Annotated in this window: 21 protein-coding genes, 2 tRNA genes and 2 riboswitches; of the genes, 20 read left to right on the top strand and 3 right to left on the bottom strand. The window is 36.5% G+C overall.

Features of this window, described 5'->3' with window-relative positions; translation table 11 throughout:
• Both AC1RNS_RS22250 and AC1RNS_RS22245 read left to right on the top strand, forming a co-directional pair.
• Positions 1–77, top strand: a tRNA-Asn gene (locus tag AC1RNS_RS22250).
• A 1-nt stretch (position 78) separates the two neighbouring features.
• Positions 79–150 (top strand) — tRNA-Glu (locus AC1RNS_RS22245).
• Positions 151–549: 399 nt separating this feature from the next.
• Here AC1RNS_RS22245 and AC1RNS_RS22240 read toward each other — a convergent pair.
• Positions 550–1,269, bottom strand: coding sequence for a nitroreductase family protein (locus tag AC1RNS_RS22240; RefSeq protein WP_492995824.1), 720 nt, complete (start codon positions 1,267–1,269; stop codon positions 550–552).
• A gap of 36 nt (positions 1,270–1,305) precedes the next feature.
• Between AC1RNS_RS22240 and AC1RNS_RS22235 the strand changes: the two genes are divergently transcribed.
• The 3 genes from AC1RNS_RS22235 (at position 1,306) to AC1RNS_RS22225 (ending at position 3,717) form a co-directional block, all read left to right on the top strand.
• The gene (locus AC1RNS_RS22235) at positions 1,306–1,683 is read left to right on the top strand and encodes a winged helix-turn-helix transcriptional regulator (protein ID WP_492995822.1); all 378 of its coding nucleotides are present in this window, start codon (positions 1,306–1,308) and stop codon (positions 1,681–1,683) included.
• Positions 1,684–1,879: 196 nt separating this feature from the next.
• The gene (locus tag AC1RNS_RS22230) at positions 1,880–2,926 is read left to right on the top strand and encodes a nitric oxide synthase oxygenase (protein WP_492995821.1); all 1,047 of its coding nucleotides are present in this window, start codon (positions 1,880–1,882) and stop codon (positions 2,924–2,926) included.
• A gap of 248 nt (positions 2,927–3,174) precedes the next feature.
• Entirely contained in the window at positions 3,175–3,717 is a 543-nt protein-coding gene (locus AC1RNS_RS22225; protein WP_492995820.1) for a hypothetical protein, read from the top strand.
• A 63-nt stretch (positions 3,718–3,780) separates the two neighbouring features.
• Here AC1RNS_RS22225 and AC1RNS_RS22220 read toward each other — a convergent pair whose 3' ends face one another.
• A complete protein-coding gene (locus tag AC1RNS_RS22220; protein ID WP_492995818.1) occupies positions 3,781–4,989 on the bottom strand; it encodes a CynX/NimT family MFS transporter in 1,209 nt (402 codons plus the stop codon).
• 179 nt (positions 4,990–5,168) lie between these two features.
• Positions 5,169–5,345: riboswitch (Lysine riboswitch) on the top strand.
• Positions 5,346–5,428: 83 nt separating this feature from the next.
• Between AC1RNS_RS22220 and AC1RNS_RS22215 the strand changes: the two genes are divergently transcribed.
• The 5 genes from AC1RNS_RS22215 to AC1RNS_RS22195 all read left to right on the top strand — a co-directional run bounded on the left by AC1RNS_RS22215 (position 5,429) and on the right by AC1RNS_RS22195 (position 10,451).
• Positions 5,429–6,892: an amino acid permease gene (locus AC1RNS_RS22215; RefSeq protein WP_492995817.1), complete on the top strand. Its 1,464-nt coding sequence runs from the start codon at positions 5,429–5,431 to the stop codon at positions 6,890–6,892.
• Positions 6,893–7,076: 184 nt separating this feature from the next.
• A complete protein-coding gene (locus AC1RNS_RS22210; protein WP_492995816.1) occupies positions 7,077–7,769 on the top strand; it encodes a response regulator transcription factor in 693 nt (230 codons plus the stop codon).
• A 4-nt stretch (positions 7,770–7,773) separates the two neighbouring features.
• The gene (locus AC1RNS_RS22205; RefSeq protein WP_492995815.1) at positions 7,774–8,709 is read left to right on the top strand and encodes a sensor histidine kinase; all 936 of its coding nucleotides are present in this window, start codon (positions 7,774–7,776) and stop codon (positions 8,707–8,709) included.
• Positions 8,710–8,845: 136 nt separating this feature from the next.
• Positions 8,846–9,769 carry an ABC transporter ATP-binding protein gene (locus AC1RNS_RS22200; protein WP_492995813.1) on the top strand — a complete coding sequence of 308 codons (924 nt, stop codon included), beginning with the start codon at positions 8,846–8,848 and terminating at the stop codon, positions 9,767–9,769.
• Entirely contained in the window at positions 9,762–10,451 is a 690-nt protein-coding gene (locus tag AC1RNS_RS22195) for an ABC transporter permease (protein WP_492995812.1), read from the top strand. The genes AC1RNS_RS22200 and AC1RNS_RS22195 overlap by 8 nt, the downstream gene beginning before the upstream one ends.
• Positions 10,452–10,524: 73 nt before the next feature.
• Here the strand turns inward: AC1RNS_RS22195 and AC1RNS_RS22190 are convergent, their stop codons facing one another.
• A complete protein-coding gene (locus AC1RNS_RS22190) occupies positions 10,525–11,790 on the bottom strand; it encodes an Nramp family divalent metal transporter (protein WP_492995810.1) in 1,266 nt (421 codons plus the stop codon).
• Positions 11,791–12,026: 236 nt separating this feature from the next.
• Between AC1RNS_RS22190 and AC1RNS_RS22185 the strand changes: the two genes are divergently transcribed.
• The 10 genes from AC1RNS_RS22185 to AC1RNS_RS22140 all read left to right on the top strand — a co-directional run bounded on the left by AC1RNS_RS22185 (position 12,027) and on the right by AC1RNS_RS22140 (position 26,720).
• Complete coding sequence (locus tag AC1RNS_RS22185; protein WP_492995809.1) at positions 12,027–14,576, top strand: winged helix-turn-helix domain-containing protein; 2,550 nt, start codon at positions 12,027–12,029, stop codon at positions 14,574–14,576.
• A 27-nt stretch (positions 14,577–14,603) separates the two neighbouring features.
• Positions 14,604–17,117, top strand: a complete 2,514-nt coding sequence (locus AC1RNS_RS22180) for a winged helix-turn-helix domain-containing protein (protein WP_492995807.1) — start codon at positions 14,604–14,606, stop codon at positions 17,115–17,117.
• A gap of 134 nt (positions 17,118–17,251) precedes the next feature.
• On the top strand, positions 17,252–19,996 hold the full coding sequence (locus tag AC1RNS_RS22175; protein WP_492995806.1) for an InlB B-repeat-containing protein: 2,745 nt from the start codon (positions 17,252–17,254) through the stop codon (positions 19,994–19,996).
• A gap of 231 nt (positions 19,997–20,227) precedes the next feature.
• Positions 20,228–20,515, top strand: coding sequence for a hypothetical protein (locus AC1RNS_RS22170; RefSeq protein ID WP_492995804.1), 288 nt, complete (start codon positions 20,228–20,230; stop codon positions 20,513–20,515).
• 196 nt (positions 20,516–20,711) lie between these two features.
• The gene (locus tag AC1RNS_RS22165; RefSeq protein WP_492995802.1) at positions 20,712–21,407 is read left to right on the top strand and encodes a response regulator transcription factor; all 696 of its coding nucleotides are present in this window, start codon (positions 20,712–20,714) and stop codon (positions 21,405–21,407) included.
• A complete protein-coding gene (locus AC1RNS_RS22160) occupies positions 21,397–22,692 on the top strand; it encodes a sensor histidine kinase (protein ID WP_492995801.1) in 1,296 nt (431 codons plus the stop codon). Before AC1RNS_RS22165 ends, AC1RNS_RS22160 begins: the two co-directional genes overlap by 11 nt.
• The gene (locus AC1RNS_RS22155; protein WP_492995800.1) at positions 22,689–23,360 is read left to right on the top strand and encodes a PepSY domain-containing protein; all 672 of its coding nucleotides are present in this window, start codon (positions 22,689–22,691) and stop codon (positions 23,358–23,360) included. Before AC1RNS_RS22160 ends, AC1RNS_RS22155 begins: the two co-directional genes overlap by 4 nt.
• Before the next feature lie 89 nt (positions 23,361–23,449).
• Positions 23,450–23,974: a PepSY domain-containing protein gene (locus AC1RNS_RS22150; protein ID WP_492995798.1), complete on the top strand. Its 525-nt coding sequence runs from the start codon at positions 23,450–23,452 to the stop codon at positions 23,972–23,974.
• Positions 23,975–24,157: 183 nt separating this feature from the next.
• Positions 24,158–24,307: riboswitch (cyclic di-AMP (ydaO/yuaA leader) on the top strand.
• Positions 24,308–24,657: 350 nt separating this feature from the next.
• On the top strand, positions 24,658–24,828 hold the full coding sequence (locus AC1RNS_RS22145) for a hypothetical protein (RefSeq protein WP_492995797.1): 171 nt from the start codon (positions 24,658–24,660) through the stop codon (positions 24,826–24,828).
• Positions 24,829–24,896: 68 nt separating this feature from the next.
• A complete protein-coding gene (locus tag AC1RNS_RS22140; protein WP_492995795.1) occupies positions 24,897–26,720 on the top strand; it encodes an APC family permease in 1,824 nt (607 codons plus the stop codon).
• Positions 26,721–26,902 lie beyond the last annotated feature (182 nt).

Here is a 26,902-nt window from a genome sequence, read left to right as displayed (position 1 = left end):
TCCGAAGTAGCTCAGTTGGTAGTAGCACCTGACTGTTAATCAGGTTGTCGCAGGTTCGAGTCCTGCCTTCGGAGCCACGGCCCGTTGGTCAAGTGGTTAAGACACCGCCCTTTCACGGCGGTAACACGGGTTCGAATCCCGTACGGGTCATCAAGCATGTAGCACAGTTGTGTGTTACATGCTTTTTTCTGTATTTTTGTCAATCGATGGCCTTATAAAATAGTGAACTTACAAATCAAAAATGAAACCATGGTCATTTGAGAGGTATAATCATAGTGCATCAGAAAGTGTAATCCTGCACTAGATAGATTCAATTAATGAATCTGTAGACAGTTCAAAGCCAGAGGTAAATAAGTTTTAAGTTTATAAAGAAACCACTGGTGTAGGTTAATTAAGCCTTGAAACACAAGGCGAAGAATTATATTTAAGTCATATAAATAAAATGACCAGTACTCACTTTAAATGAGTAACTGGTCATTTTTGCTTATTCATCAAGAATACATATTTCTTTGTCTACCTATTTTACATAATCAGATACTATGAGAGCACCTAAATGATTTGGTTTCTATACATTACCTTATTAACATTATGTCTTACGGTCTGATGACCAGCTTTAGTACCTTTACCAATAGCTATAAGCATAACATCTAAATACCTTTCAGGAATATTTAAGATTTCTTTTAATTTCTTAGAATCATAACCTGACATAGTGATTGTCTCAAAACCAGCTTCATTTGCTAACAAAATTAATGACATTGACGCAAGACTTACATCTCTAGTTAATTCTAGCTTTAGATCTTCTTTAGATTTATTTTCATAATAATTTATTGCAGCATTCGCTAGATAATCTCTTAGCGATTCATCAAAATAGCCTGCTTGAAAGCCTTCTTCATGTATCTTAATAATATTGCCTTTATCAAATGCCTGATAATCACCTAACATAACAATTAATGTTGAAGCCTCTATCACTTGTTGCTGATTAAAAGCTATAGGCAGTAATAAATTTCTTAAGTCTGGCTCATCAATAATTAAGTATCGAGTAGCTTGAATATTATTTCCATTAGGTGACTTACTTGCACTTTCAATTAAAGAGGTTAGAATTTCTGAATTAATTTTATAACTTGGATCATAATGTCTAACTGAACGTCTTTTTTCTAAAATATTTTTTACACTCATTTTATCAACTCCGAAATTTTTATTTATTGCACCTTTAATTATAGTAAGCAATAATAAATAAGAAAATAACGCACAAAAATGTGGTATAGCCACTTTAAAGTGCCTATTTAGGAGGAAAAGCAAGAGCACATGGTTAACTATAATACTGGAATCAATATTTTTATGAATATTGCAGGTGGAAAATGGAAATGTTTAATACTCTTTTTCTTGAGCCAAAAATCAGTAAGGACAAAAGAGTTTTATGAAGTAATACCTGGAATTACACAAAAAGTATTAACAGATCAATTGAAACAATTAGAAAGAGATGGACTTGTACAAAGAGAAGTATTTAAAGAAGTACCTCCAAAAGTGGAATACAGCTTAACTGATTTAGGAAGATCTTTTGTACCAGTTTTAAATACAATGTGTGAATTCGGTAATAAGTATGCACGTATAAAAGGTATAGAGAAAGATCAACAAATTTATTGTAATACGTTCCTTAGTTCTCAAAACGAAAAGAAATTGTAATTGTTACTTGCTCCTAAATTATTGCTTTGCTATATTTTGATAAATATAGCTTTTTTATATCTTATGAAATTACATAACAGCCTCTAAAATTTGAACAAACTATTTCATATATGCAATATGTATGTTTTTTCTATAGATATTTTCATGGTGCTACCCGATTTGTTCCTCTAATATGAGGGTAGGTGGAGGAATCGACATGAATATACAGGAAATACAACAGTTCTTAAATCTATATCAGGTAGAGCAAAATGAATCTGAATTATGGTTAGAAAATAGATTACAACAGATTAGAAGTGCAGGAGAATACAGTCCAACAACAGACGAACTAATTTTTGGTGCACGGGTGGCATGGCGTAATAGCAACAAATGTATTGGTCGCCTGTTTTGGCAGTCATTACATGTAGTTGACGCACGTGATGTTTTAGAGGAACAGGACATTTTTCAAAAGCTACTAGAGCATATTGATTATGCAACAAATAGAGGGAAAATTCGTCCAACTATAACCGTGTTTGCCTCAGATCGAGTACGGATATGGAATCATCAGCTAATTCGTTATGCAGGCTATGAAACGGAAACAGGAGTTATTGGTGATTCAAATTCAATCGCATTTACAAAAGTATGTGAATCATTAGGCTGGAAAGGTCAGCGAACACCATTTGATGTGTTACCACTTGTCGTACAGGTTGATGGGCGTGCTCCGCAGTTGTTTGCAATTCCTGCAGAATATATTTTAGAGGTGCCAATTCGTCATCCAGAGTCAGTAGGTGTGGAGAAATTAGGGTTGAAATGGTATGCCGTACCTATTATTTCAAGCATGCGTTTTCAAATGGCAGGTATTGATTTTCAAGCAGCTCCGTTCAATGGCTGGTACATGGGGACAGAAATCGGCGCACGTAATTTAGCAGATTATGATCGCTATAATATGCTGCCAGCTATTGCAGAGATATTTAATCTTGATACAAGTAAGCAAATCTCGCTTTGGCGAGACCGTGCATTAGTGGAGCTCAATATTGCTGTCCTTCATTCTTTTAAAGAAGATGGAGTAAGCATTGTGGATCATCATACAGCTGCACAACAGTTTAAACTGTTTGAAGAAGCAGAGGAATCGGTAGGACGAGAACTGACAGGCAACTGGATATGGTTAATACCGCCGCTTTCGCCTGCAACGACTCATATATTTCATAAACCTTATATAAATATTTATCATACACCAAATTATTTTTATCAAAAGCCATGCTATTAACTGTAAAGGAGCTGTTTAATATCCCAACAGCTCCTGAAGGGTTTTACGGAGATCTCCATTAATTCCACTATCCACAACTATGGCCTCTTTTAGTTTCCCATATTATTCATGCAGTCAAAAGTATCAGCAATGATGCATGTTTATCAATAAAATACTGTTCTAAAATGCCTCTCTTAGTACCTATATACAATCGCAATAATCCCATTTACACTAAATCTATCTTGTTTTTAGGAGAGGAGTAATCCAATATGTTGAACCAGCATATCCCGAATATTCCATGGCAACAATTGACGACACCTTTTGGTAGAGGAGCGGCTATCCCACAGCTGATTGAACAGGAGCAATATCAACAGCTTGCTGAATTAATTGAGCATCAAGGTACACTATGGCAGGTAACGCCATGGGTTTTGCTTATCCTTTTAAAAAAGCTTGCTAGCAAAAATACGGAGGATATTTCATTACAAGAAATAGAGCTTTATTTAGCTGTAGCTCAAGCGATTACTGAGGATTATCTAGACTCAGCACATACTGTTCAAACTATGCAGGAGCTACTAGATGTCAAATATTTATGGACAGCAGACGAGGAGGATGATGAGCTGGAGTGGGAGGAGGAAACGCCAAGGGGTTATGAGCAGCAAGCTTTTTTAGGTTATTATTATTTTAGTCATTTACTCCTACAAGAGGCTCTTCCTATTTTTACTGCTATCAATGCTCATAACAAAGAAGCAGCGGAAGATCTTGATGAACTGCTAACCTTACTAAAACAGCATCGTACACAATCTGATAAATAAAAAAGTATGGGAACAGAAATTAAGCAGATGGGAAACAAGACTAGTTTTCCCATCTGCTTTTATTTAATGGACATATTCATCTTTAGAGGCTCTAAATGAACATAAAAAGAGTATTGCAGTTACAACGACAAAGAGCCAACCTGCAATATTCCAGCCACCAAATAAATCATGCAGGTAGCCAAAAAGAATAGGACCAATTGCAGCAAATAAATAGCCTAGTGATTGTGCAAAGCCTGATAAATCAGCTGCTTCAAAGGCTGTGCGAGTGCGGAGTGTGAAGAACATCATGGCTAAGGCAAATGAAGCTCCGCCTGCTAAGCCTAATAGAATCATCCAAAGCACCCCAAGGCTTGTCCACTCCATAACAACGCCAACAAAGCCTACTAAATAAAATGCTGTAAACATTAATACAAGGGGTCGCTGAGACGTCATTTTACTAGCGATAATTGGCACAGCTAAAGCCATTGGAACTTGTGAAAATTGCATGATGGAGAACATCCAGCCTGCACGATCAGCAGCTAAACCTTGTGATATGTAAATTTCAGGAATCCATGCTGCAGTTGTATAAAATAATAATGATTGTAATCCCATAGCACCTGTTACTGCCCAGGTAACAGGGGATTTCCATAAAGGTATACGTTCTTTCGTTTTCTTAACAGCGGGCTCAGGCTTATTAAACTTTAATTGTGGAATCCAAATTAAAATGGTTAACACAACTAAAATAAGTGCAATAGCCAGAGCTCCTTGCCAGCCAAGAGATGATTGGGCAATAGGGTAGCTAATTCCAGCACCGAGTCCAGCTGTTAAATTCATGGACATTGTAAAAAAGGCCATAAGTAAACCTACGTGATAAGGAAATTTTAATTTAAGTAATCCTGGAATAAGTACATTTCCAAATGCTATAGCAACACCAATTAGCATAGTTCCAAACACGAGCAAACTTGTTGTTCCTAGAGAGCGCAGTACAATCCCTAATGCTAAAAGAATAGTTGACAAAAATAATGTTAGTTCAAGACCTAATTTACGTGCAACAACTGGTGCAAATGGCGATATAACCGCAAAAGCTAGTAGTGGAATCGTAGTTAGAAATCCAGCTAATACATTTGATATACCTAAATCTTCTCGTATAAAAGAAATAATAGGTCCCACAACTGTTAATGGCATTCGTAATGTTGAGGCAATACAAATAACGCCGATGACTAATAATAAAGTAGCTCCCCTCCAGCTAATTTTCCGGCTAGGATAACTAGTGGAATCTTCATTTGTTGTCAAAATTAATCCCCCCTTGTTTACATTCAATTATAATTGAACCACTATATTACTTTATCACATTATTTGAAATAGTAGAATATTCATAAAATATGGAACTTTACTCATCGTATTGAAATGTAAAATGTCTTATGTTAAAATTGTACACATCATAAATTTAATAATTATATGCCTCATGTTTGTATTGAGGTAGAGGTCGCGGTATTTATGAGTATGCTAATGGAAATGACAAGCATTGACGAGATTAGCTGAAAGGAAATACTGCCGAAGTGTGAGGGGACTTGAAAACCTCATGCTGGGGCTGTCTCCGAAAGGAACAGAACTGTCACGTTTGAACAACGTGTTGAGCTATCATTTAGAAAAAACTGAGGATTAACTTAGCCATCACAGCGTTCATGTGATGGTATTTTTTTGCCTCTTATATTAGGAAGGAAGCTATATCGTGAGTGAAATAAAAGTGAATCAGCTCGGTCATAAAGTGCCGAAGCTGAAAAAAGAATTAAAAAGCCGTCATATTACAATGATTTCTTTAGGTGGTACAATTGGTACAGGGCTATTTTTAGCCAGTGGCGGTGCTATTGCACAGGCAGGTCCTGGTGGTGCATTACTAGCCTATGCCCTAATCGGTGTTATGGTGTACTTTTTAATGACAAGCTTAGGGGAAATGGCAGCCTATATGCCATCTTCAGGCTCATTTAGTACGTATGCTACGAAATTTGTTGACCCAGCTTTGGGCTTTGCATTGGGCTGGAACTATTGGTATAACTGGGCAATCACGATTGCTGCTGAAATTGCGGCTGTATCATTAATTATGAAATATTGGTTCCCAGATAGCTCATCTGCATTATGGACAGTATTATTTATTGCTGTTGTATTAACCTTTAATTTATTATCTGTAAAAAGCTATGGGGAAAGTGAATATTGGTTTGCCATGATTAAGGTGGTAACTGTGATTGTGTTCATTATTATCAGCTTATTAATGATTTTTGGTATTTTAGGTGGACAGGCACCTGTAGGCTTTACAAATTTCTTTATTAGTGATGGACCGTTTCATGGGGGTTTCCTTGCTACATTTGGTATTTTCCTTGCAGCAGGATTTTCATTCCAAGGAACAGAGCTTCTTGGGATTACAGCTGGTGAAACGGATGACCCTGGAAAAAATATTCCGAAAGCAGTAAAATCGGTGTTCTGGCGTATTCTATTGTTTTATATTTTAGCGATTGGTGCGATAGGCATGTTGATTCCATTCACAGATGAGCGTTTACTATCAGAAGATATCGCTGTATCGCCATTTACACTAGTGTTTGATCGCTTAGGCATTGCCTTTGCAGCTTCCTTAATGAATGCCATTATTTTAACAGCCATGCTATCAGCTGGAAATTCAGGACTATATGCATCATCCCGTATGCTATGGCAATTAGCAGTAGACGGACATGCACCAAAATTTTTCACCAAATTAAGCCGTCGTGGTATTCCAATCTATGCCTTAATAGTGACATTAGCTGTAGGCTGCCTTGCATTTTTAGCATCATTTTTTGGTGATGGGGTTGTCTATATTTGGCTTTTAAATGCCTCTGGAATGTCTGGTTTCATAGCTTGGCTTGGCATTGCATTTAGTCATTATCGATTCCGCCGGGCTTTCGAAGCGCAGGGCTTGAATCAGCAATTGCTGCCATATAAAGCAAGGCTATATCCTTTTGGTCCGCTTTTCGCCTTTACGGTTTGTATGATTGTTGTTATTGGACAAAATTATACGGCCTTTATGGGGGATAAAATTGATTGGTATGGAATACTCGTTTCTTATATTGGTATCCCACTGTTTTTACTGCTATGGTTTGGATACAAAATCAAATATAAAACAAAAATGCTTCCGCTAAAAGAATGCGATTTAAGAGTAGAGGATTAAAAATAGAGCTGTTCTATAAGCCATTGAATGATGGTTATGGGACAGCTTTTATATTTTTTAAAATGATAAACGAAAAAAATGATTTATGGTAAATTATATATAATTGCTTCGACCTTAATATCGTGTTTTTTTAAGTAGTGACAGTAATATCATATAGATTAAACTTAAAGAGAGGTACATAAAGGTGCAAAAACGTATTTTACTAGTAGAAGATGATGAAGCCATTAGGGAAATGGTAGAAAGTTATTTAACAATGGAGGGATTCCTTGTTACTTCAGCAGTGAATGGAGAAGAGGCATTACAAAATTGTTTAAATAAACCCTTTGATTTAGTGATTTTAGATATTATGATACCGAAACTAAATGGATTAGAAGTTTTAAAGATAATACGAGAGCAGGCATCACTGCCAATTATCATTATGTCTGCGAAGGATAGCGATGTAGATAAAGCATTAGGGCTAGGATTAGGTGCAGATGATTATATTGCAAAGCCATTTTCAATGTTGGAATTTTCAGCACGTGTCAAGGCTGCTATTCGAAGAGCAACAAAATACGCCAATCAAGTAGAGGATAAGAAAGACATATTAGAGATAGATAACCTATTAATCGATCTTGTTAACTTTTCCGTAGAGAAGAGCGGACAACAAGTAAAGCTTACATCAAAGGAATTTGCCATCTTAAAACTATTCGTGACAAACCGTAATCGAGTATTTACAAAACAGCAAATTTATCAATTAATTTGGAATGACGCATACTATGGAGATGACAATATTATTAATGTACATATAAGAAGATTACGTGAAAAAATGGAAGACGATCCATCCAACCCTCAGTATATTAAAACGCTTTGGGGAATTGGCTATAAATTTGAAGGATAAGCAGATGATTATATTTCTATTATTGATTATTGTATTACTCATAGGAATTATTATGTTTCAAGTGAAAGCAAAAAAACAACAAGGCGCTACTATTCGGTACATGCACAGAAAACTGCAAGCAGTCATTAACGAAGAAACAAGTGAAAAAATTTTAGTACCGACAGCTAATCAAGAAATACAGCAGCTACTGATTGTGTTGAATGCATTGTTGGATCACAATCAAAAAGTGCTGGCAACACATCGGAAAATGGAAAGCTCTATGAAAAAGATGCTGGCGAATATTTCGCATGATCTTAAAACGCCATTAACCGTTGTCCTAGGCTATACTGAAATGCTACAGCTTAATCACTCAATTAGTGTGGAGGAGAGGCAGCGATTAGTAACTGGTGTCCATTCGAAGACATTGGAAGTATTAAAAATTATCCATACATTTTTTGACCTAGCCAAGTTGGAGGCTGGAGATACCGATTATCCAATGACAAAAATCAATATAAGTGAAATTTGTCGGAAAAATATTTTATCATTTTACGATATGGTTACATCCATGGGGTTAGAGATAGAGATTGAAATACCAGAGACACCAATATATGCGTTAGGTAATGAAGAGGCATTAGATAGGGCTTTGAATAATTTATTGTCAAATGCTATTGCTTATGGGGCAGGAGGCAATGTGATTGGAATGTCCGTAAGAAATGATGATAAAAGTATTCATATTGATGTATGGGATAGAGGTAAGGGAATAGATGAATATCATATTGATAATGTCTTTGAAAGAATGTATACGCTTGAAGATTCCAGAAATAAATCCTTTCAGGGCAGTGGTCTTGGCTTAACGATTACCAAACGTCTTGTAGAAATAATGGATGGCTCTATTCAGCTTTCCAGTATCCCATACGAAAAGACAATCTTTACAATAACGTTAAAAAGAATGATGTACTAAAAATAGAGGGCTTGTAGAGCTTTAAATGCTTTACAGGTCTTTCTTCTGTACTTAAGAAATTTGTAAGAATCAATTAATAAATTAGAGAGCTTCATTTTTTATAATAAATTTAGCTACATTTGAGGGAGAGATTAACATGACATATATTGTGAAAACAAATCAACTTACCAAAGTGTTTGACGGAAAAGAAGTGGTTTCTGCTGTCAATATGCATGTGAGGAAGGGAGAGATTTATGGCTTTTTAGGTCCCAATGGTGCCGGAAAGACAACTGTTATGAAAATGCTAACGAACCTAACAAAGCCAACGAGCGGAGATATTGAGATCTTTGGTGAAAAATTAACAGACCGATCATACGAAGTGCTAAAAAGGTTGGGGACGATTATTGAATATCCAATTTTCTATGAAGATTTGACAGCAAAGGAAACCCTAGAATTACACTGCGAATATATGGGCTATTATGATAAGAAAGAAATTAGTCATGTTCTCGATCTAGTGAAACTAACAAATACAGAGGAGAAGCGTGTTAAAGACTTTTCTCTAGGAATGAAACAGCGATTGGGCATTGCACGGGCCATTATTACGAAGCCGGAATTACTTATTTTAGACGAGCCGATTAACGGACTAGATCCAGTGGGCATTAAAGAAATACGAGAGTTATTCAAAATGCTTTGTAAAGAGTATGGCATTACACTTATTGTTTCTAGCCACATCTTAGGGGAAATTGAACAACTAGCTGATACAATAGGCGTTATTAAGAATGGAAGATTAATCACGGAAGTATCAATGGATGCTGTTAATCGTAGTCAGGTAGATTATATTGAAGTGATTGTTAATAATGGGAAAAAGGCTGCCTTTATTATAGAAAGTACATTAAATATTACTAATTTCAAATTAATAGACGACAATTGTATTCGTATATATGATACGACAGCTTCACAAAAGCTACTATCTAAAACATTGATTGAACATGATATTGAAATTGAGGGGATTAGTAAAAAATCAAGCTCATTAGAGGATTATTTCTTAAAGTTGATCAATGGAGGTGTAGTTAGTGCTTAACTTAATGCGTCTAGAGATGAAAAAATTTCATATGGGCTCCTATATAAAACGAGCTATCATCGCAAATTTTGTGATAATAGGGATTATGTTTATGCTTTTATTTATCACAAAAATAGAAGGAGATCCTGGCTTTGAAAATTATCAGACTGTACTTAGTCTTATAGATTCAACTGTAAGAGCGGTATTTATTATCTTTGCTAGTGCATTAATTGCCAAACTTATTATTGGAGAATTTAAATATAAAACAATCACTTTAGCATTTATGTATCCAATAAATAGGAAGAAATTAATTGCTTCAAAGTTGGCTATTATTGTTCTTTTTACCTTTAGTGCAATTATTGTATCAAATGTTTTTGTGACAGCGGTTTTTTGTGTCATCAGTAGTAATTTCCATTTGCTTTCAGATACCTTAACGATTTCTTTAATAATACAACGAATTCCTGTTGTTATAATGAATGCAATTGCAGCATCATGTATTGCATTAATACCATTGTACTTTGGAATGAGAAAATACTCCATTCCAATAACCATTATCTCATCTATTTTCATTGTATCAGTTGTATCATCTAATACAGGAAACTTCTCTTTAAATGATATTATTTTTATACCAATTGCTTTAGCAATTATCGGTATAAGCGTGGCCTATGCATCGTTTCGAAAAATTGAGAAGATGGATATTTAAGAATCGCACTGAAAGTCTAGGACCACCCATAACGTAAAAGCCAGACGCTATAATCTTTGCGTCTGGCATTTTTTTATCCAAATATCGTTTCCCACAATAAATAAATATTTAAAGCAACGACAATGACAACGACAAACCAACCTAAAATGGTTGTAATACGATGGTTGACTAGGCTCCCCATGATGTCCCGTTTACTTGTAAACATAACAAGAGGGACAAGAGCGAATGCAATACCAAAGGATAAGACAACCTGACTAAGAACTAGAGCATAGGTTGCATTGACACCAGAGGCAATGATTACTAGTGGAGGTAGCATAGTAATCGCTCTACGTAAATAAAGTGGTATTTTTCTACGGATGAAACCTTGCATAACTACATCACCCGCTAAAGTCCCTACAGAGGAACTGGCTAGCCCTGCGATGAGTAAGCCAAGACCAAAGGAAACGGCTGCCATTGGACCGAGAGCATCCTTTAATCCATTGTAAGCTACATCTAAATCTTCCACGATCACGCCTTGTGTGTGAAATACTGCTGCGGCAATAATGAGCATACTCATGTTGATTGCTCCAGCAATAATCATGGCGATAATAATATCAATAAATTCAAAGCGGAAAATGCGTCTTTTTTCATTTTCATTACGACCAATAATACGACTTTGTGTTAACGAAGAATGTAAGTAAATAGCATGAGGCATAACAGTTGCTCCTAAAATACCTGTAGCTAGTATTAAGGAGTCTACCCCATCAAAATGTGGCGTGAACATGCCAAGTGTTACCTCGCCCCAATCTGGCTGTGCTAAAAATGTCTGGAAGGCAAATGCTAGTACGACAATTAAAACCATGCCAGAAATACCTGCCTCAAAGGCTCTGAATCCTCTTCTTTGAAGTTCTAAAATAGCAAATGAACCAACGGCTGTAATTAATGCTGCTGGAAGCATAGGAATATCAAATAGCAAATAAAGACCTAATGCTGCACCTATAAATTCGGCAAGATCAGTAGCAATGATGACTAGTTCTGCCTGAATCCATAGAAAAATGGATGTTTTTTTTGAAAAATGCTCCCGTGCCACCTCTGGTAGATTTTTTCCTGTCGCAATCCCAAGCTTTGCAGATAAGGATTGAATTAACACCGCCATTAAATTGGAAAACGCTATAACCCAAAGTAGTAAGTAACCATATTGCGAGCCCGCAGTAATATTAGTGGCAAAATTGCCAGGATCAATATAGGCAACGGCTGCAATGAAGGCAGGACCAAGAAATGGCAAGAAGCGTCGCCAGCCTTTTATATCTCCATCTAAAACCGCCTCAGCCGACGATTTTGTGACTTGTTTGTAAACCATATTGTTCCCTCGTTTCAAAAAATATCGTAAACGAAATAAAGTTTCCTATAGGAAAATCAGATAATAGTATTCTAACGCTAGGCTTAAAAAATGTGAAGTGGTTTGCCTCAACTTTTATAATATAAGTATGCGCTATTTAAAAGAAGTGATAACGAAGTAAGGAAGTGGAAAAAACAACTAGCAGGAAAATTTAAAAATTTATCGAACTAAAGAATAAGAAGAAGGGGGTTAAAAGGATGGATATGGTATGGGTAAAATCTAAAGTAACAATCCCACGTACAGTACCAAATGCTATCGAGAGAAAGAAATTATTTACGATTCTCGCTAACAACCGAATGAAAAAGTTAACCATTATTCGAGCACCTGCGGGATATGGAAAGACAACACTTCTATGTCAATGGCTTGGGCATATAGATGAATCTGTAGCATGGTTCACTATTGATCGAAATGATAATGAGCCTATACGATTTTTAAAATATTTAATACATACTTTAGCTTTAAGCACATTAAAGGATTTAGAACAGAAATTAAGCAATTTACTAGATGAAATCACCTCTTTTGAGACAGTAGTAGATACACTGTTAAATGAAATGGATGCATGTAAAGAAAATATTCATATTGTTTTTGATAATTTTCAAGTAATCCAACATCCTCAAATTCATCAGATCTTCATCCGCTTAATCGAGTATTTACCAGCCAATGTACGAATATATATTACGACTCGAACTGATTTAGAATTACCACTAGCAGATTGGCGTGTTAAAGGCTGGATGCTCGAAGTGGGAATCGGTCAATTATGTTTTGATTTAGAGGAGCTGCAATATTTTTATTTCAAGTCTTTTTCTAATGATGAGCAGGTTGGCGTTTTAAAGCCTTTGCTAAAGATAACTGAAGGTTGGGTAGCAGGTATCCAGCTAATCAAACTATCAACAGGTGATGTTATAGATAATCTTAGCAGCAAGGATATATTAGCGAAGGCTACTCCATATATCCATGAATTTTTTATGCAAGAGATTCTTAGTTCATTGCCTTCTTCTATACAGGATTTTCTAATTCGAACGTCCATACTAAATCATTTACAGCCGAGTATTTGCATAACTATAACAAATGAATCAGAAGGTTTAGCCACCCTTGTGGATTTAGATAGAAAGGGTGTGTTTATTGAACGCTTACAGTTACATCCGCCCATTTATCGTTATCATACTCTATTTAGGTATGCGCTACAGTATGAACTCAAAAGGCAGTATTCATACGAGATGATTAATTCTATATATTTCGAAGCAGCCACAAATTTATGTGATAGAGGAGATTATGCAGCTGCAATTGAACTTGCCCTAAATGGTGAATTATATGAGCTTGCGCATGAGTGGATTCAGAAATATTTGGTAGAAATATTTGCTGAAGGACATACATTAGCATTTGGACAATGGATACAGATCTTAAGAGATGCTCAGTATCCTGTAGACATTAATATGCTTGTGCTATATATCACTACATTGTTTTCTATGCATGAAATAGAGAAGGCTAATGAAATCATTGAGGAACTGCTTTTTAGACAAGATGCATCTAAATGGATGGATGGCTTTAAGTTTATTGCTGTATCAAAAATCTTCGAAATTATTAATGCCTATGTTACCTATATGAAGGATGGAGATCTTGAAAAAGCTAAAGAAGGTCTACAAACGCGAGTAAATGTGAGAAAGGAAAAGTCATCTCTCTATCATATTTCATTAAAATATAATCAATTTGAGCCAAGAATTTTGCGTACTATTGCAGGCTCAAAGGGTAAATTTTTACCTATCGAAAAGCTGGATGCACTTATTCATGTGTTGTGTGAAAGTGAAATAAAGGAACGAAATATAACCGGTGTTACCTATGGGCTAATGGCAGAAATATTGTATGAAATAAATGATCTAGATCGAGCTACCAAGGAGTTGGAGATAGCCTTACAATATGGTTTACGTTTTCAAGATCCAGGTTTATTTATACCCATGTACCTTTTAAAGGCTCGTATTTATATTACAAAAAAACAATTTGAAGATGCACATTTATTGCTGATAAAAGCTATGAAAGAAACGGATAAGCCTTATTGGATTGGTGTACTGCACATTATGAAAGCACAAGCTTATTTGTCGGAAGGGAATATTTCATATGCACAGCGAGAGTTTTTTAAAGTGACTGATTTTATCAATTATCGAATTGCATCAAGAAATCCATTTTATTTATTAGTTCAGGGTAGAATATTATATGCTAAAAATCAAATAGAGGAAGCGTTGCAAATTGCTATTCGATTGAAAGAGGGAGCAATTCAAGAAAAGCAGGTTGTGACGTTTATTGAAGCGGGATTACTAGAAGCTGCTTGTCATTTTGAGCTGGAAAAAGAGGAGTCTGCTTTAACCATTTTACACGATACCCTTGAACAGGGTGCTTTGTATGGTTATTGTCGTACATTTTTAGAAGAAGAGGTCATATTACCATTGCTTCATAAATACTGGCGTATACGTCAGCATAATAAACGAAATATATTTAATTCAGTACCACTAGCATATGTAAATAAATTATTACAGAAAAACAACTTAGTTTATGAATTTTTGGATAATTTTACCTCCAGAGAAAAGGATGTTTTACAATTACTCGCAGAAGGTGCTTCTAATAATGAGATAGCTCAGCGATTACACCTTACAGAGGGAACCATTCGTGTTTATTTGACAGAGATTTACAGTAAGATAGGCGTGAAATCTCGCATGAAGGCAATTCTATGGGCTAAACAATGGTTAGGCTATTAAAGCTGAAAAGAAGAAGGAGGTTAAAAGATGCCAAATATTTTATTAGCCTCAAAAACAACTATACCTAAAATAAACGAGCAAATTATTGCAAGAGATCGTTTAACAGCCATTTTTCAGCAGGCTGCTTCGAAGCTTATTGTAGTGCAGGCGCCAGCAGGATATGGAAAAACGACTTTGTTAAGTAGCTGGTTTCATCAACTTGATTCAACAGTTGCTTGGTATACAGTTGACCAAACAGATAATGATCCGATTCGTTATTGGAAGTATTTAATTCATTCTATTGGTCATTTCTTACAGCCAGAAGCAACAGCCCGAATTAATTCTATACTACATGCTCAACCACAGTTACCACTAGAATATTTAGTAGATTCTCTATTAAATGAAATATCACTATCTACTGAGAAGATTCACATCATGATTGATGATTATCATCATATTTACAATGCAGCTATTCATCAAACTATGATTCGCCTTATTGATTTCTTACCGGAACACTGCTTTATTTACATGGCAAGTAGATCGACTATTTCATTACCTGTTGCAAAATGGAGATTAAACCACAGCTTGCTTGAAATTGGTGTAGAGCATCTACTTTTTACGTACGAAGAAATGAAGGAATTTTATAAAAAAGTAAATATACAATTGGATTCTAAGGAGTTACAAAGAGTTTTTAATGTAACAGAGGGCTGGGCTACAGGCCTGCAATTAGCAAGATTCCAAAATGTTGGTGACGAACCATTTAGAGAAAGTAATTCTTATGCAGCGCAATATTTAATGAAAGAGGTTTTTACCAAACTTGCTTCTGCTCTCCAAACATTTCTTCTGTATACCTCTCTTTTGGAACAATTAACTCCTGATATATGTAATGTTTTAACGAATCAAACTAATGCTCAACAAATTTTGTTAGAGCTTGAAAAACAAGGGTTATTTATTAGTAGAGTTGAAACGGAAGAACAGGTTTATCGATACCATAATTTGTTAAGGGAAACATTGCGTCAAGAATTGAATTATCGACTTTCTCAGATTGAGATTTTTAATTTATATGAAAAAGCTGCTGTGGCACTATACCGGAATAGGAATTTTTTATCAGCCATAGAGCTTGCGTTAAGTGGTGGGTTATTTACCTATGCTGAGCAATGGATTCATGAACATATTGTAATGTTTCTTTCCTGTGGGCATTCAACATCTTATATAAATTGGATTAATATTTTATTGACGAATGGATATGAAGTACATCCAGAATTGATGGTTATGTACGCCTATACACTTGCTGCATTACACAATCTAGATGATGCATCCCAGATTTTGCTTGAGCTGGAACAAAAGCATGAGATGAATCAGTGGATGGATAAAGCCGCATATGCATCTGCTGTAGATGATTTTTTAGGTGTGAAAGCCTATGTTTCCGTGATGAAAAATGGAGATCTTGCAAAAGGTGCACAATATATTCGGCAAAGGTTGGAGAGAAAACCTATAGGATCAAAATGGGACGCCATTTTTATACAATACAACCAAAAAGAACATGTTCTGTTTCGAACGAATATAGGTTCCAAAGGAAAGCTGCTTTCAGATGAACAGGCGATGTCCTTTTTTGCAAAATTTAGAACAGGTGAATTTAAGGATTTAAGTATGACTGGTTATAGCTATGGAATGCGTGCAGAAAAATTATATGAATGGAATCACTTTGATGAGCTATCAATAGAATTAGAGGAGGCTTTAAGTTCTGGTCATCGATTCCGAGATGCAGGATTATTAGTGCCCATGTACATTTTAAAAAGTAAAATCGCTGCTTTAGAAAATCAGCATATAGTGGCGCAGGCCGTGTTAGATCATGCAATAGAGAATGTAAGTGAACATCATTGGATGAATACAATAAGAGTGATGAAGGTACTTTTATATTTACGCGAAAATAATATTGACCAAGCAGAACAGGAGCTAGCCAAAATAAAAGATAATGCCGATATGAATTCTCCATTCTATTCGCTCGTAAAAGCTAGATATTTATTTATGAAGGGGCACCTCCTAGAAGCGCAGCAACTTATTATACAGGTGCAATTACAGGCAGAGCAACAAGGGCAGCTATCCACTCTTATTGAAGCAATAATCTTATCAGCCTTATGCTTGGCAGAGCTAGGACAAACAGAAGAGGCATTGTTGGCATTACATCAAGCTTTAAAATTCGCCGAGCCTTATAACTATACAAGAACCTTTTTGGATGAGTGCAATATCTGTTCCCTATTAGGAAACTACGTTGATGTTCGACAGAAAGCTTCTAAAGGCGAATGGGATGAGGAGGTCTCTATTAGCTATGTCTATCGATTGCTAGAATGTGCTAACAAACATGAGCAAGTATCTGCATTAGAGACTCTATCCGCCCGTGAACAAGAAATTTTTTCACTCCTTTCAGCAGGTGCCTCTAATAAGGAAATAGCCGAGCAATTATTTTTATCTGAAGGTACCGTACGGGTCTATCTTTCAGCAATTTACAGCAAGCTAGGTGTTAAAAATAGAGCACAGGCAATATTATTAAAACAGCCCTAATAAAACGATCCGCTATCCTTTTTGATAGCGGATTTTTTCTTGTTGAGCAATCTATTAACATTGCTCAATAGTTTTAAAAAAAGTAACTCTTTATCATGAAGATATATCTTTTGCTATATGAAAGGAGGATTTAAATGAAAAGTCTACAGATTGGACTACTCTTTACAACTATCTATTTTATTTTTATAGTAAACCCTTTACCTGCTCATGCGAATGCAGCTGATTATGTCTGGACAAATAATAAGGATGGGACAGTGACGATTAAAGATTACATTGGTACGGATACGACAATAATCATACCTAACGAGCTAGGGGGCAAGGTAGTAACAGCAATAGGTATGGCAGCTTTTGGTGAAAAAGGTCTGACACAAGTAGTTATACCAGACAGCGTCACACGGATTGGGGATCTTGCATTTGCAGAGAATCAATTAACAGATGTAGAACTATCCAATAATCTCACAAGTATCGGTGAAGGTGTATTCTTTATGAATAAACTTACCAATATAGAAATACCGGATAATGTGACACAAATTGGCCTATATGCATTTTTAGACAATGAGCTTTCTACTGTAAAGTTACCAAATAGGCTTAAAATAATTAGTGATTACGCATTTACAGGGAATCAATTAACAAGCATAGAGCTACCAGCAACTTTGGAGACTTTAGGAGAAATGGCGTTTTCGGAAAATCAACTTACCTCTTTAGAGATTCCTCCTAGTGTCACAAGCATAGGACCATATGCATTTGCCACAAACCAACTTCTGAATGTTTCAATTCCATTAAGCATAACAAGCTTAACGGAAGGTGTGTTTCTTGATAATCAACTTACTAGTATAGAAATTCCTAATAGTGTGACGAATATTGGCAGATGGGCATTTGGTGAGAATAGGCTAAGTAGTTTGGAAATCCCTAAGAATGTCATTACTGTTGAAGATAATGCTTTTACTGATAACCAGCTTATAAAAGTAAAAGTATTATCAGATACTACCATTCTTTTAGAAGATGCTTTTAAGGCTAATCCAATAGATTTAACTATATATGGTCATAATGCATCAACGGCTCAAGCATATGCAAGTCAATACAATCATTTATTTGAACTGCTTACTTATAAGGTAATCTATAATGACAATGGCTCAGTACGAGGAAATATTCCAGTAGATCCAAATATGTATGAAAGAAATACGAAAGCAACTGTTTTGGATAATGTAGGTGCATTAGAGAAGACAGGCTATTTATTTGTTGGCTGGAACAGCACTGCTAATGGAGATAGTGTAGATTATGCGGTAGATAGCATAATTGATGTTGGGGAATCAGATCTAACTTTGTATGCGAAATGGACACCGAATGTATACACCGTGACATTTAATACAGATGGTGGTACAACAATTGACTCGGTCACAGTAATGTATGATAAGGAGGTTACCCAACCAATAGACACAACAAAAGTGGGTCATACATTTGCGGGATGGTATATCGATGAGGCATTAAATACGCAGTGGGATTTTGCAGCAGATCGGATAAATGGAGATCTAACATTGTATGCAAAATGGGCAGCTAAAGGATATTCTGTCACTTTTAACACAAATGGAGGAACAGCTATTTCTCCGGCCACGGTAATGTATAATGAGCAAATAAGCGAACCGACAGCTCCGAAGAAAGCAGACCATACATTTGCGGGTTGGTATAAGGATGAAACACTGACTATGCCATGGAGCTTTGATACAGATATAGTGGCAGAGGATCTAACTTTATATGCTAAGTGGGAAGTAGCACAATCGGAATATACGTTGGACTTTGATACAAATGGTGGAAGTGCAGTTCCTTCCCAACGTATTGCTGGCAATGCAATAGCAACGAAACCGGTAAACCCGACAAAAGCAGGTTATACATTTGCGGGCTGGTATAAGGATAAAGCACTGACTATGCCATGGAGCTTTGATACAGATAGGGTGGCAGAGGATCTAACTTTATATGCTAAGTGGGAGGCAGCACAATTGCTATATACGCTGGACTTTGCTACAAACGGGGGAAGTGCAGTTTTATCCCAACGTATTGCTAGAAATGCAACAGCAATAGAACCAGTAAATCCAACAAAAGCAGGTTATACATTTTCAGGTTGGTATAAGGATGCTAATTTCACAATACCGTGGAATTTTAACATGGATAAAGTAACAGCCAATATCACTTTGTACGCTAAATGGCTAGTAAACGGCTCATCAGGTGGCGGGGGAAGTGTAAATCCAACTCCGACGCCAATTCCAGAAGAGCCTACTCAAAAACCGACTCCAGAGCAACCAAATCCTGTACCAGTAGAACCTGTTGAGCCACAACCACCTAAGCCAACACCTCAACCAGAAGAAGACATTACTTTCTCAGATGTACCAAAGAATCACTGGGCATGGACAATGATTCAGTCAATGGTGAAACAAAGGGTTATTACAGGGTATCCAGATGGCACATTTAAACCAAATGCCCCTGTTCAGCGCCAGCATGTTGCCCTGATGCTAACACGAGCAATGGAGCTAGAGCTGAAAAAAGAAGCACTAGCATTTGATGATATCCCTGCGACACATCCATACGCTGAGGTTATCCAAAGAGTACAACAGGCAGGGCTATTTGACGGTGTGAATGGCAACTTTAATCCTACAGCCAATATGACACGCGCTCAAATGGCAAAAATAATGGTGCTAGCATTTCATTTAACGTCAACGGAAAAAGAGACATTTAATGATGTCCCAGTAACACATTGGGCATATGACTATATTGCAATTCTTGCAGCGAATGGTATTGCGCTAGGAGAAAAGGGAAACTTTAGACCAGAAGATCCTGTGACACGTGCTCAGTTTGCAGCATTTTTACACAGAGTCCTTCAACAATAAATAAAAATCCCATCAATAACTTTTTCAATTGTTATTAATGGGATTTTTATTTTTAGCAAACTATTAACATTGCTCAATAGTGCACGAAATTTAATATCCCTATCATAAGGGATAACAGAATCTTAACCAGTCTCGCCTCATCACCCAAATAGTTAGAAGAGCTGCCCAGAAAAAATCGGGTTTATAAATGCAGTTCACGGACATTTTTATACTCATCTTAGATAAAAAGGAGTGATTCAGATAAAGTTAATTCGATTTGTATTTTTTGTAGTATTCGTTTTTTTTGCAGTTGTATCCATTAATCTTTCTATAAAGGAAGATGAAAGAAATTATGATTGGAGAAATAATCCAGATGGTACCGTTACTGTAATTCATTATAACGGGGACACCAATGCATTTTCTATTCCAGATGAGCTGAATGGTAAAAAGGTAGCTAAAATAAGCGCTAATATATTTACAAAACGTTACATGGATCGTTTTTCGATGATAGCTAATGTTGAAGGTGAAAGAAGTAAGTAAATCAAAAGAGATTCCATTCATGGTATAAAATTTAAAGGTTAAATGAAGGTAAAGGTAGCGAATAAGAAAATAATTAAGGAAATAAATCAATAAATTTCCTGTTATAAAAGATTAAATAAGTTCTCATCATTTTCTAATTAGACTTTCACATCCTGCTTAGTTTACGATGAAAAGAAAAGATGAGGACTGATTCGACATGACCAATCGAATTTTAATAATAGAGGATGAGGAAAAGATTGCAAGGGTGTTACAACTGGAGTTGCAATTTGAGGGCTATGAGGCTGAGATGGCACATACAGGAACGGATGGTTTACTGAAATACCGTGAGCAGCAATGGGATTTAATCTTATTGGATATTATGTTACCTGAAATGAGTGGCATGGATGTACTAAAGCGCATTCGTGCTACTGAATCACAGACGCCTGTTATCATGCTGACAGCTAAGAATGAGGTGGAAGATAAGGTCAAGGGTTTAGACCTGGGGGCAAATGACTATGTGACAAAACCATTTGAAATAGAGGAATTACTTGCTCGTATTCGGAGTGCTTTAAGATTTTCACAAAAAAGTCCCACCCAACAAGAACAAGCCACATTTGGCCAGTTATCCATTAATGAGCAAACACGAGAAGTTATCTATTATGGAATCAATATTGACTTAACACCTCGAGAATATGATCTTCTCCTATATTTACTAAAGCATTCAAAGCAGGTATTAACACGAGAGCAAATTTTACAGGCAGTTTGGGGCTATGATTATTATGGAGATACCAATGTAGTGGATGTTTATATTCGTTATGTTCGACAAAAGCTAGAAGCTGCTAACAATACACCTATAATTCAGACAGTTCGTGGTGTTGGCTATGTGCTGAAGGAGCACAAGCATGCGACTTAAAACAAAAATTCATTTGCTGACAACCCTGTTAATGCTTGTGATTTTAGTGGTAACGAACGGTGGTATTTATTTTTTATATGAGCAGCTTGCTTATAACACTGAAAATAAGCAGCTTCAAGCACGTGCTAACGAGCTTAGTTCAGCATTAAGCCAATTGAATGAGCAGACCAATTTGCAGCAAGTATTAAGAGCGTATATGCCAACGGATGGAGCTGTCTATATTTATGAAGGAGAGCAGTTAAAAACAAAGGTTCAGGCTACTCTTGAAATGTCAGATGCTCCTTCTATTAGCTATTCAATGCCTGCCATCTGGATGGATGGTACAGTTATACAAATTCAATTAAAGCAGTCAATGGAAGAGGTCGCGGCATCGTTGAGTTTGCTTAAGGTTATATTAATCATTGTCTCTATTGTTGCATCTATCCCAATCTTCTTAGCAAGTTTAGCTCTTAGTCGTTTAATTTTGCAGCCGTTGGAGCGTTTAAATAAAACAATGCTCAAAAGTGCGGCAACAGGAAGCTATGAAAAAATTGACCTCCCTGATAAAAGTGGAGATGAGTTAGCAAAAATTAATCATACCTTTAATATGATGATGGAAAAGCTTGAACTGCATTATCAAAAGCAGCAGCAATTTGTATCAAATGCTTCACATGAGTTAAAGACCCCCATTACTGTTATTGAAAGCTATGCAAAATTATTATTACGCAGAGGCTTTGATAATAAAGAGGTGGCACAAGAATCACTGCAGGCAATTGTCAATGAATCCTCTCGTATGCATGAAATGGTCTTGCAGTTACTTGAATTAGCGAAAAATAAGGAGCAGCTTGTTATACAATTCACACAGCTTGAGCTTTCTCCTTTGTTAAGGAAGGTTGCCTCACAAATGAAGCAGGCCTATCATCGATCCTTTATAGTTGATGCTGAAGTACCGCGTTATATATATAGTGATGAAAAATTGATAAAGCAGCTGCTCTTCATTTTACTTGATAATGCGCGCAAATATAGCGAGGGTGATGTTTATATACATGCAACAGAATCTACAAACCAGGTGATAATTACGATACAGGATAACGGAATTGGCATTCCAGCTGAGCATATTCCTCATTTATTTGAACGTTTTTATCGCGTGGCTGAGGATCGTAATCGAAAAACTGGCGGCTCAGGCTTAGGCCTTGCGATCGCACAAGAACTTGCGTTGCAATTGGGTATTATAATAGAGGTTGAAAGCAAACTTGGTCAGGGCTCAAGCTTTATGTTACGCGTGCCGAAGGAGGGACAGCAATGAAAAAGTGGCTCATCATTAGTGTTGTCTTCCTCATCATGGCAAGTATCATTTTACTGTTTATTCAATACCGTTTTTTTCAAGCAGAGCCCTATAGTGAAACAGGGGCCATTCAGCATATCGAAGCTATCTATAATGGGCAAGTAAAGCAAATTGAAAAGCGAGGAAATGATTATAAAATGGTATTTTCCCGTGATGGAGCAATTTATACAGTCTTGCTTGATGCCGCTTCAGGACAGATCAAAGAATTGGAATTAAAGGAAACTGAAAGAAAAGCGTTATTATCAGAAAAACAAATAAAGCAGCTTATGGCGAGTGCTTATGGGGAAGTCGAAAATATTAAATTAAACCATACTATTTATACAGTACTGGTAGAAAATAAAGATACTCAAAAGGAGCTAACTATAGATGCTTATACTGGAAAGGTTTTAACAGAAAAAGATATACAGCCAGTCAAGCAACCTGAAGGTGGAGGAGTGCTTTCTGAGCAGCAGGCAGTTAAAATTGCCTTACAGCAACTAAATGGTGAGATAGATTCCGTTGATTATGAGGAGACAGAGGATGGTGGCTACTACCTAGTTGAAATTGAAACAAAGAACGAGGAAGCCGTGTTTCAAATACATGCAATCTCAGGAAAAGTGATGTCTGTCTCATGGGATGAAGATCATTAGGTGTTCTCATGAAATTCTAATGTTTCTCTTATTGTCCTATCATCTTAACTTGCTATGCTAAGGACAGTTAAAACAAAGGAGAGAGGAACATGAAGAAAATTATTTTAATTCCAGCATTTGTTGGTGTACTTGGTGTCGGAGCGGTAATTGGTTCTACAACTTTACTAACTGGTGATGCAGAAGAAAAAAAAGTGTTAACAATGCAGGAGATTGAGAAAAAAGCATTAGCTGTTGTTAACGGTACAGTTGCGGATATTGAGTTCGATCAAAATCGTTATCGTTCTATCTACGAGGTTGAGGTGCATACAGAGACGGAAGAATATGATTTAAAATTTGATGCTTTTACAGGGAAGCTATTAAAGCAAAAGAAAGAGCTTCGTGATTCGGATGATATGAATTACTACTCTACAACCTCTACTAACAAAACAGCAAAAATTACAAAAGAACAGGCTATTGAAAAGGCACTAACAAAAGTAAAGGGAACAGTTACAAAAATAAAGCTCGATGATGGCATATATGAAATAGAAATTAAAAACGGCCAATATGAATACGAAATTGATGTTGATTCTTCAACTGGGGACATTTTATGGTTCGAGCAGGATATTGAGGATTAATGTGCTTAGCTATCTTAAAAGTGGGAATATACTTTTAAGATAGCTTTTTTTGTCTAAATTCAATAATCAATTTGTTATTGGATGGCTAAAGAAGTTTATGTGTTTTACATGTCTTAATGAAAAATTTTCTGCTTTACTTTTTTAATCTACAGGCGTAATATGACATCATTATAAAAGTTTCAAATTTCTAAATCGCTGAAGCAACTAAACGCGGGGGACCCAATTTTTACGGATAACTTAGGTAATCCTTGGGGTGAATCTCTTCAATATGAAGGGTAGGGCTACTCAGGCCCGAATCCGACAGCTAACCTCGTAAGCGTTAAGAGCAGAAAAGTGGAGCTTGGCAGACGAATGAACGTCTACAAGTCTTATTTAGTGATGACTTGTGGACTTTTTTTATCCCATGTATCTTCATTCAGTAGAAGACTCCCACCTCTACAGGTGGAGAGATGAATGCGGTTTTGGTTCCTTTTCAGTGGATGTCCCAACACCTACTGAAATAGCGGAACTTAGTCTAAGAACGCCACGTCCTGTTGCAATTTATCTGTGCAAAAGCGAAGCGACAGCAACACACGACTGAGTGACCAACATCCTGTTGCTGCCGCTGCGTTAGCACTACGCTTTCGCACAAAAAACAACTGTTGGCCCAAAGCCTCCGGCGGATGTCACGGATTTTCAAAGGAATGAATTGTGCTTGCACAATTCAAAATCCGGACGCAATGTTTATCTGTGCGAAAGCGAAGCGACAGCAACAAATGTTTTCTGTAGCGAAAGCAAAGCGGCAGCTACAATTACGCCAAGGCGTAATTGATCGTTCTAGGGATGAAAAAAAGCCTCAATGTATAACACAATAACGATTATGCGAAGGCGTAATCGATTTAGAAATGCGAAACACACTCTATGAAACTAGAAGGTGTTTATTATGAAATCTTCCTTAAAACGTTATGTTATCGGTAAACCATTAAGATCCGACGCGTTAGGGGAACAGAAGCTAAGTAAAACAAAGGCACTTGCCATTCTATCATCGGATGCTTTGTCATCAGTGGCATATGGTCCTGAGCAAATATTAATTGTACTTATGACGATAAGTACGGTTGCCTTTTGGTATTCACTACCGATTGCTGCTGGGGTAATTGTTTTACTGACAGCACTTATTTTTTCGTATCGTCAGGTGATTTTTGCTTATCCCCATGGCGGAGGAGCATATGTTGTGTCTCGGGAAAATTTAGGCATCAATGCTGGTCTTGTTGCGGGGGGATCATTACTTGTTGATTACATTTTAACAGTAGCTGTAAGTGTATCAGCTGGGACCGATGCGATTACTTCGGCATTTCCAAGTCTGCATTCATATAATGTCATAATTGCTGTGTTTTTTGTTATTTGTCTAACGATTTTAAACTTACGTGGTGTAACGGAATCGGCATCTGTTCTAGCATATCCCGTTTATTTGTTTGTAGTAGTTATGCTGGTGTTAATCGGAATAGGGATTTACAACGTCATTACTGGTCAGGTTCCCGCAGAGCTACATCCAAAGGTTGGGACACCAGTAGCTGGAATTAGTTTATTTATATTATTAAAGGCGTTTGCATCAGGAAGCTCTGCTTTGACTGGTGTTGAGGCCATTTCAAATGCTATACCTAATTTTAGAGATCCGGCACCAAGAAATGCCTCAAAGACATTATTAGCAATGGGGGCTATTTTAGCCATACTATTTATTGGTATTGTCAGCCTGGCTTATTTTTATGGAGTGGCTCCAAATGCAAAGGCAACAGTTGTTTCACAAATTGCAGAGGCAAGTGTTGGTAGAAATATTTTTTACTATATTGTTCAGGGAACAACAGCGATGATATTAGTGTTTGCGGCAAATACAGGATATTCAGCCTTTCCTTTACTCGCTGTTAATTTATCAAAGGATGGTTTTATCCCACGAATATTCCAAATTCGTGGGGATCGCCTCGGCTATTCGAATGGTATTATGATGCTAGGCTTAGCAGCCATCGTGTTAATCATTTTATTTGATGGAATGACAGAGCATTTAATCCCACTCTATGCGGTTGGTGTGTTTATTCCATTTACTTTAGCACAGGCAGGGATGATGCGAAAATGGTGGCGTGAAAAACCAAAAGGTTGGATACCTAAATTTACAATTAACACAATTGGCGCAATTATCTCTTTTATTGTTGCCATGATGTTTTTTGTGACGAAGTTGCCTCAGGTATGGCCAGTGTTTATCTTTTTACCAATCATTATTCTGATGTTTCATCGCATCAAGCATCATTATCAGGCAGTTGGTGAACAGCTCAGATTAGTAAATCAGGAGCATCCGATTATTGAGGGGAATGTTTTCATTGTACCTGTGGCTGGGATTACTAAGGTAGTGGAAAACACCTTACATTATGCACAGTCATTAAATGTAGATAAAATTATTGCCTTTTATGTTGCATTTGATCAGGCTGATGCAAAAGCCTTTGAGGAAAAATGGAAAGCCTGGCAGCCAACTATTCGGCTTGTAACATATTATTCTCCATATAGAAGTATCACACAGCCGTTAATGAAATTTATAGATAAGGTTGAGCATCAATGTCTGAAAACAGGGCATCAAGTAACAGTTGTGATTCCACAGTTTTTACCAAAAAAAGGCTGGCATCATATGTTACACAATCAATCGAGTCTTTTAATTCGCGCTTCTCTGTTATTTCACAAAAATGTCGTCATTATGACAGTACCTTTTCATTTATCAAAATAATGACTAGCAAGCTTGAAAATTGTCTGATATAATCAGTACGTTGATTGTAAAACACGAACGTTTACAATTGAAAATTAGTAGAATACCAGTAAATTCCGAAAAATTAAACTTTATTCATAGTGTCATATAAGCACATACCGAATGACGTATTGATTGAAAACGGAATAGCAATAAGAAAGTTT

Source organism: Lysinibacillus sp. GW821-FHT14F06 (assembly GCF_058803665.1).
This window is presented reverse-complemented; position numbering and strand designations above follow the sequence as displayed.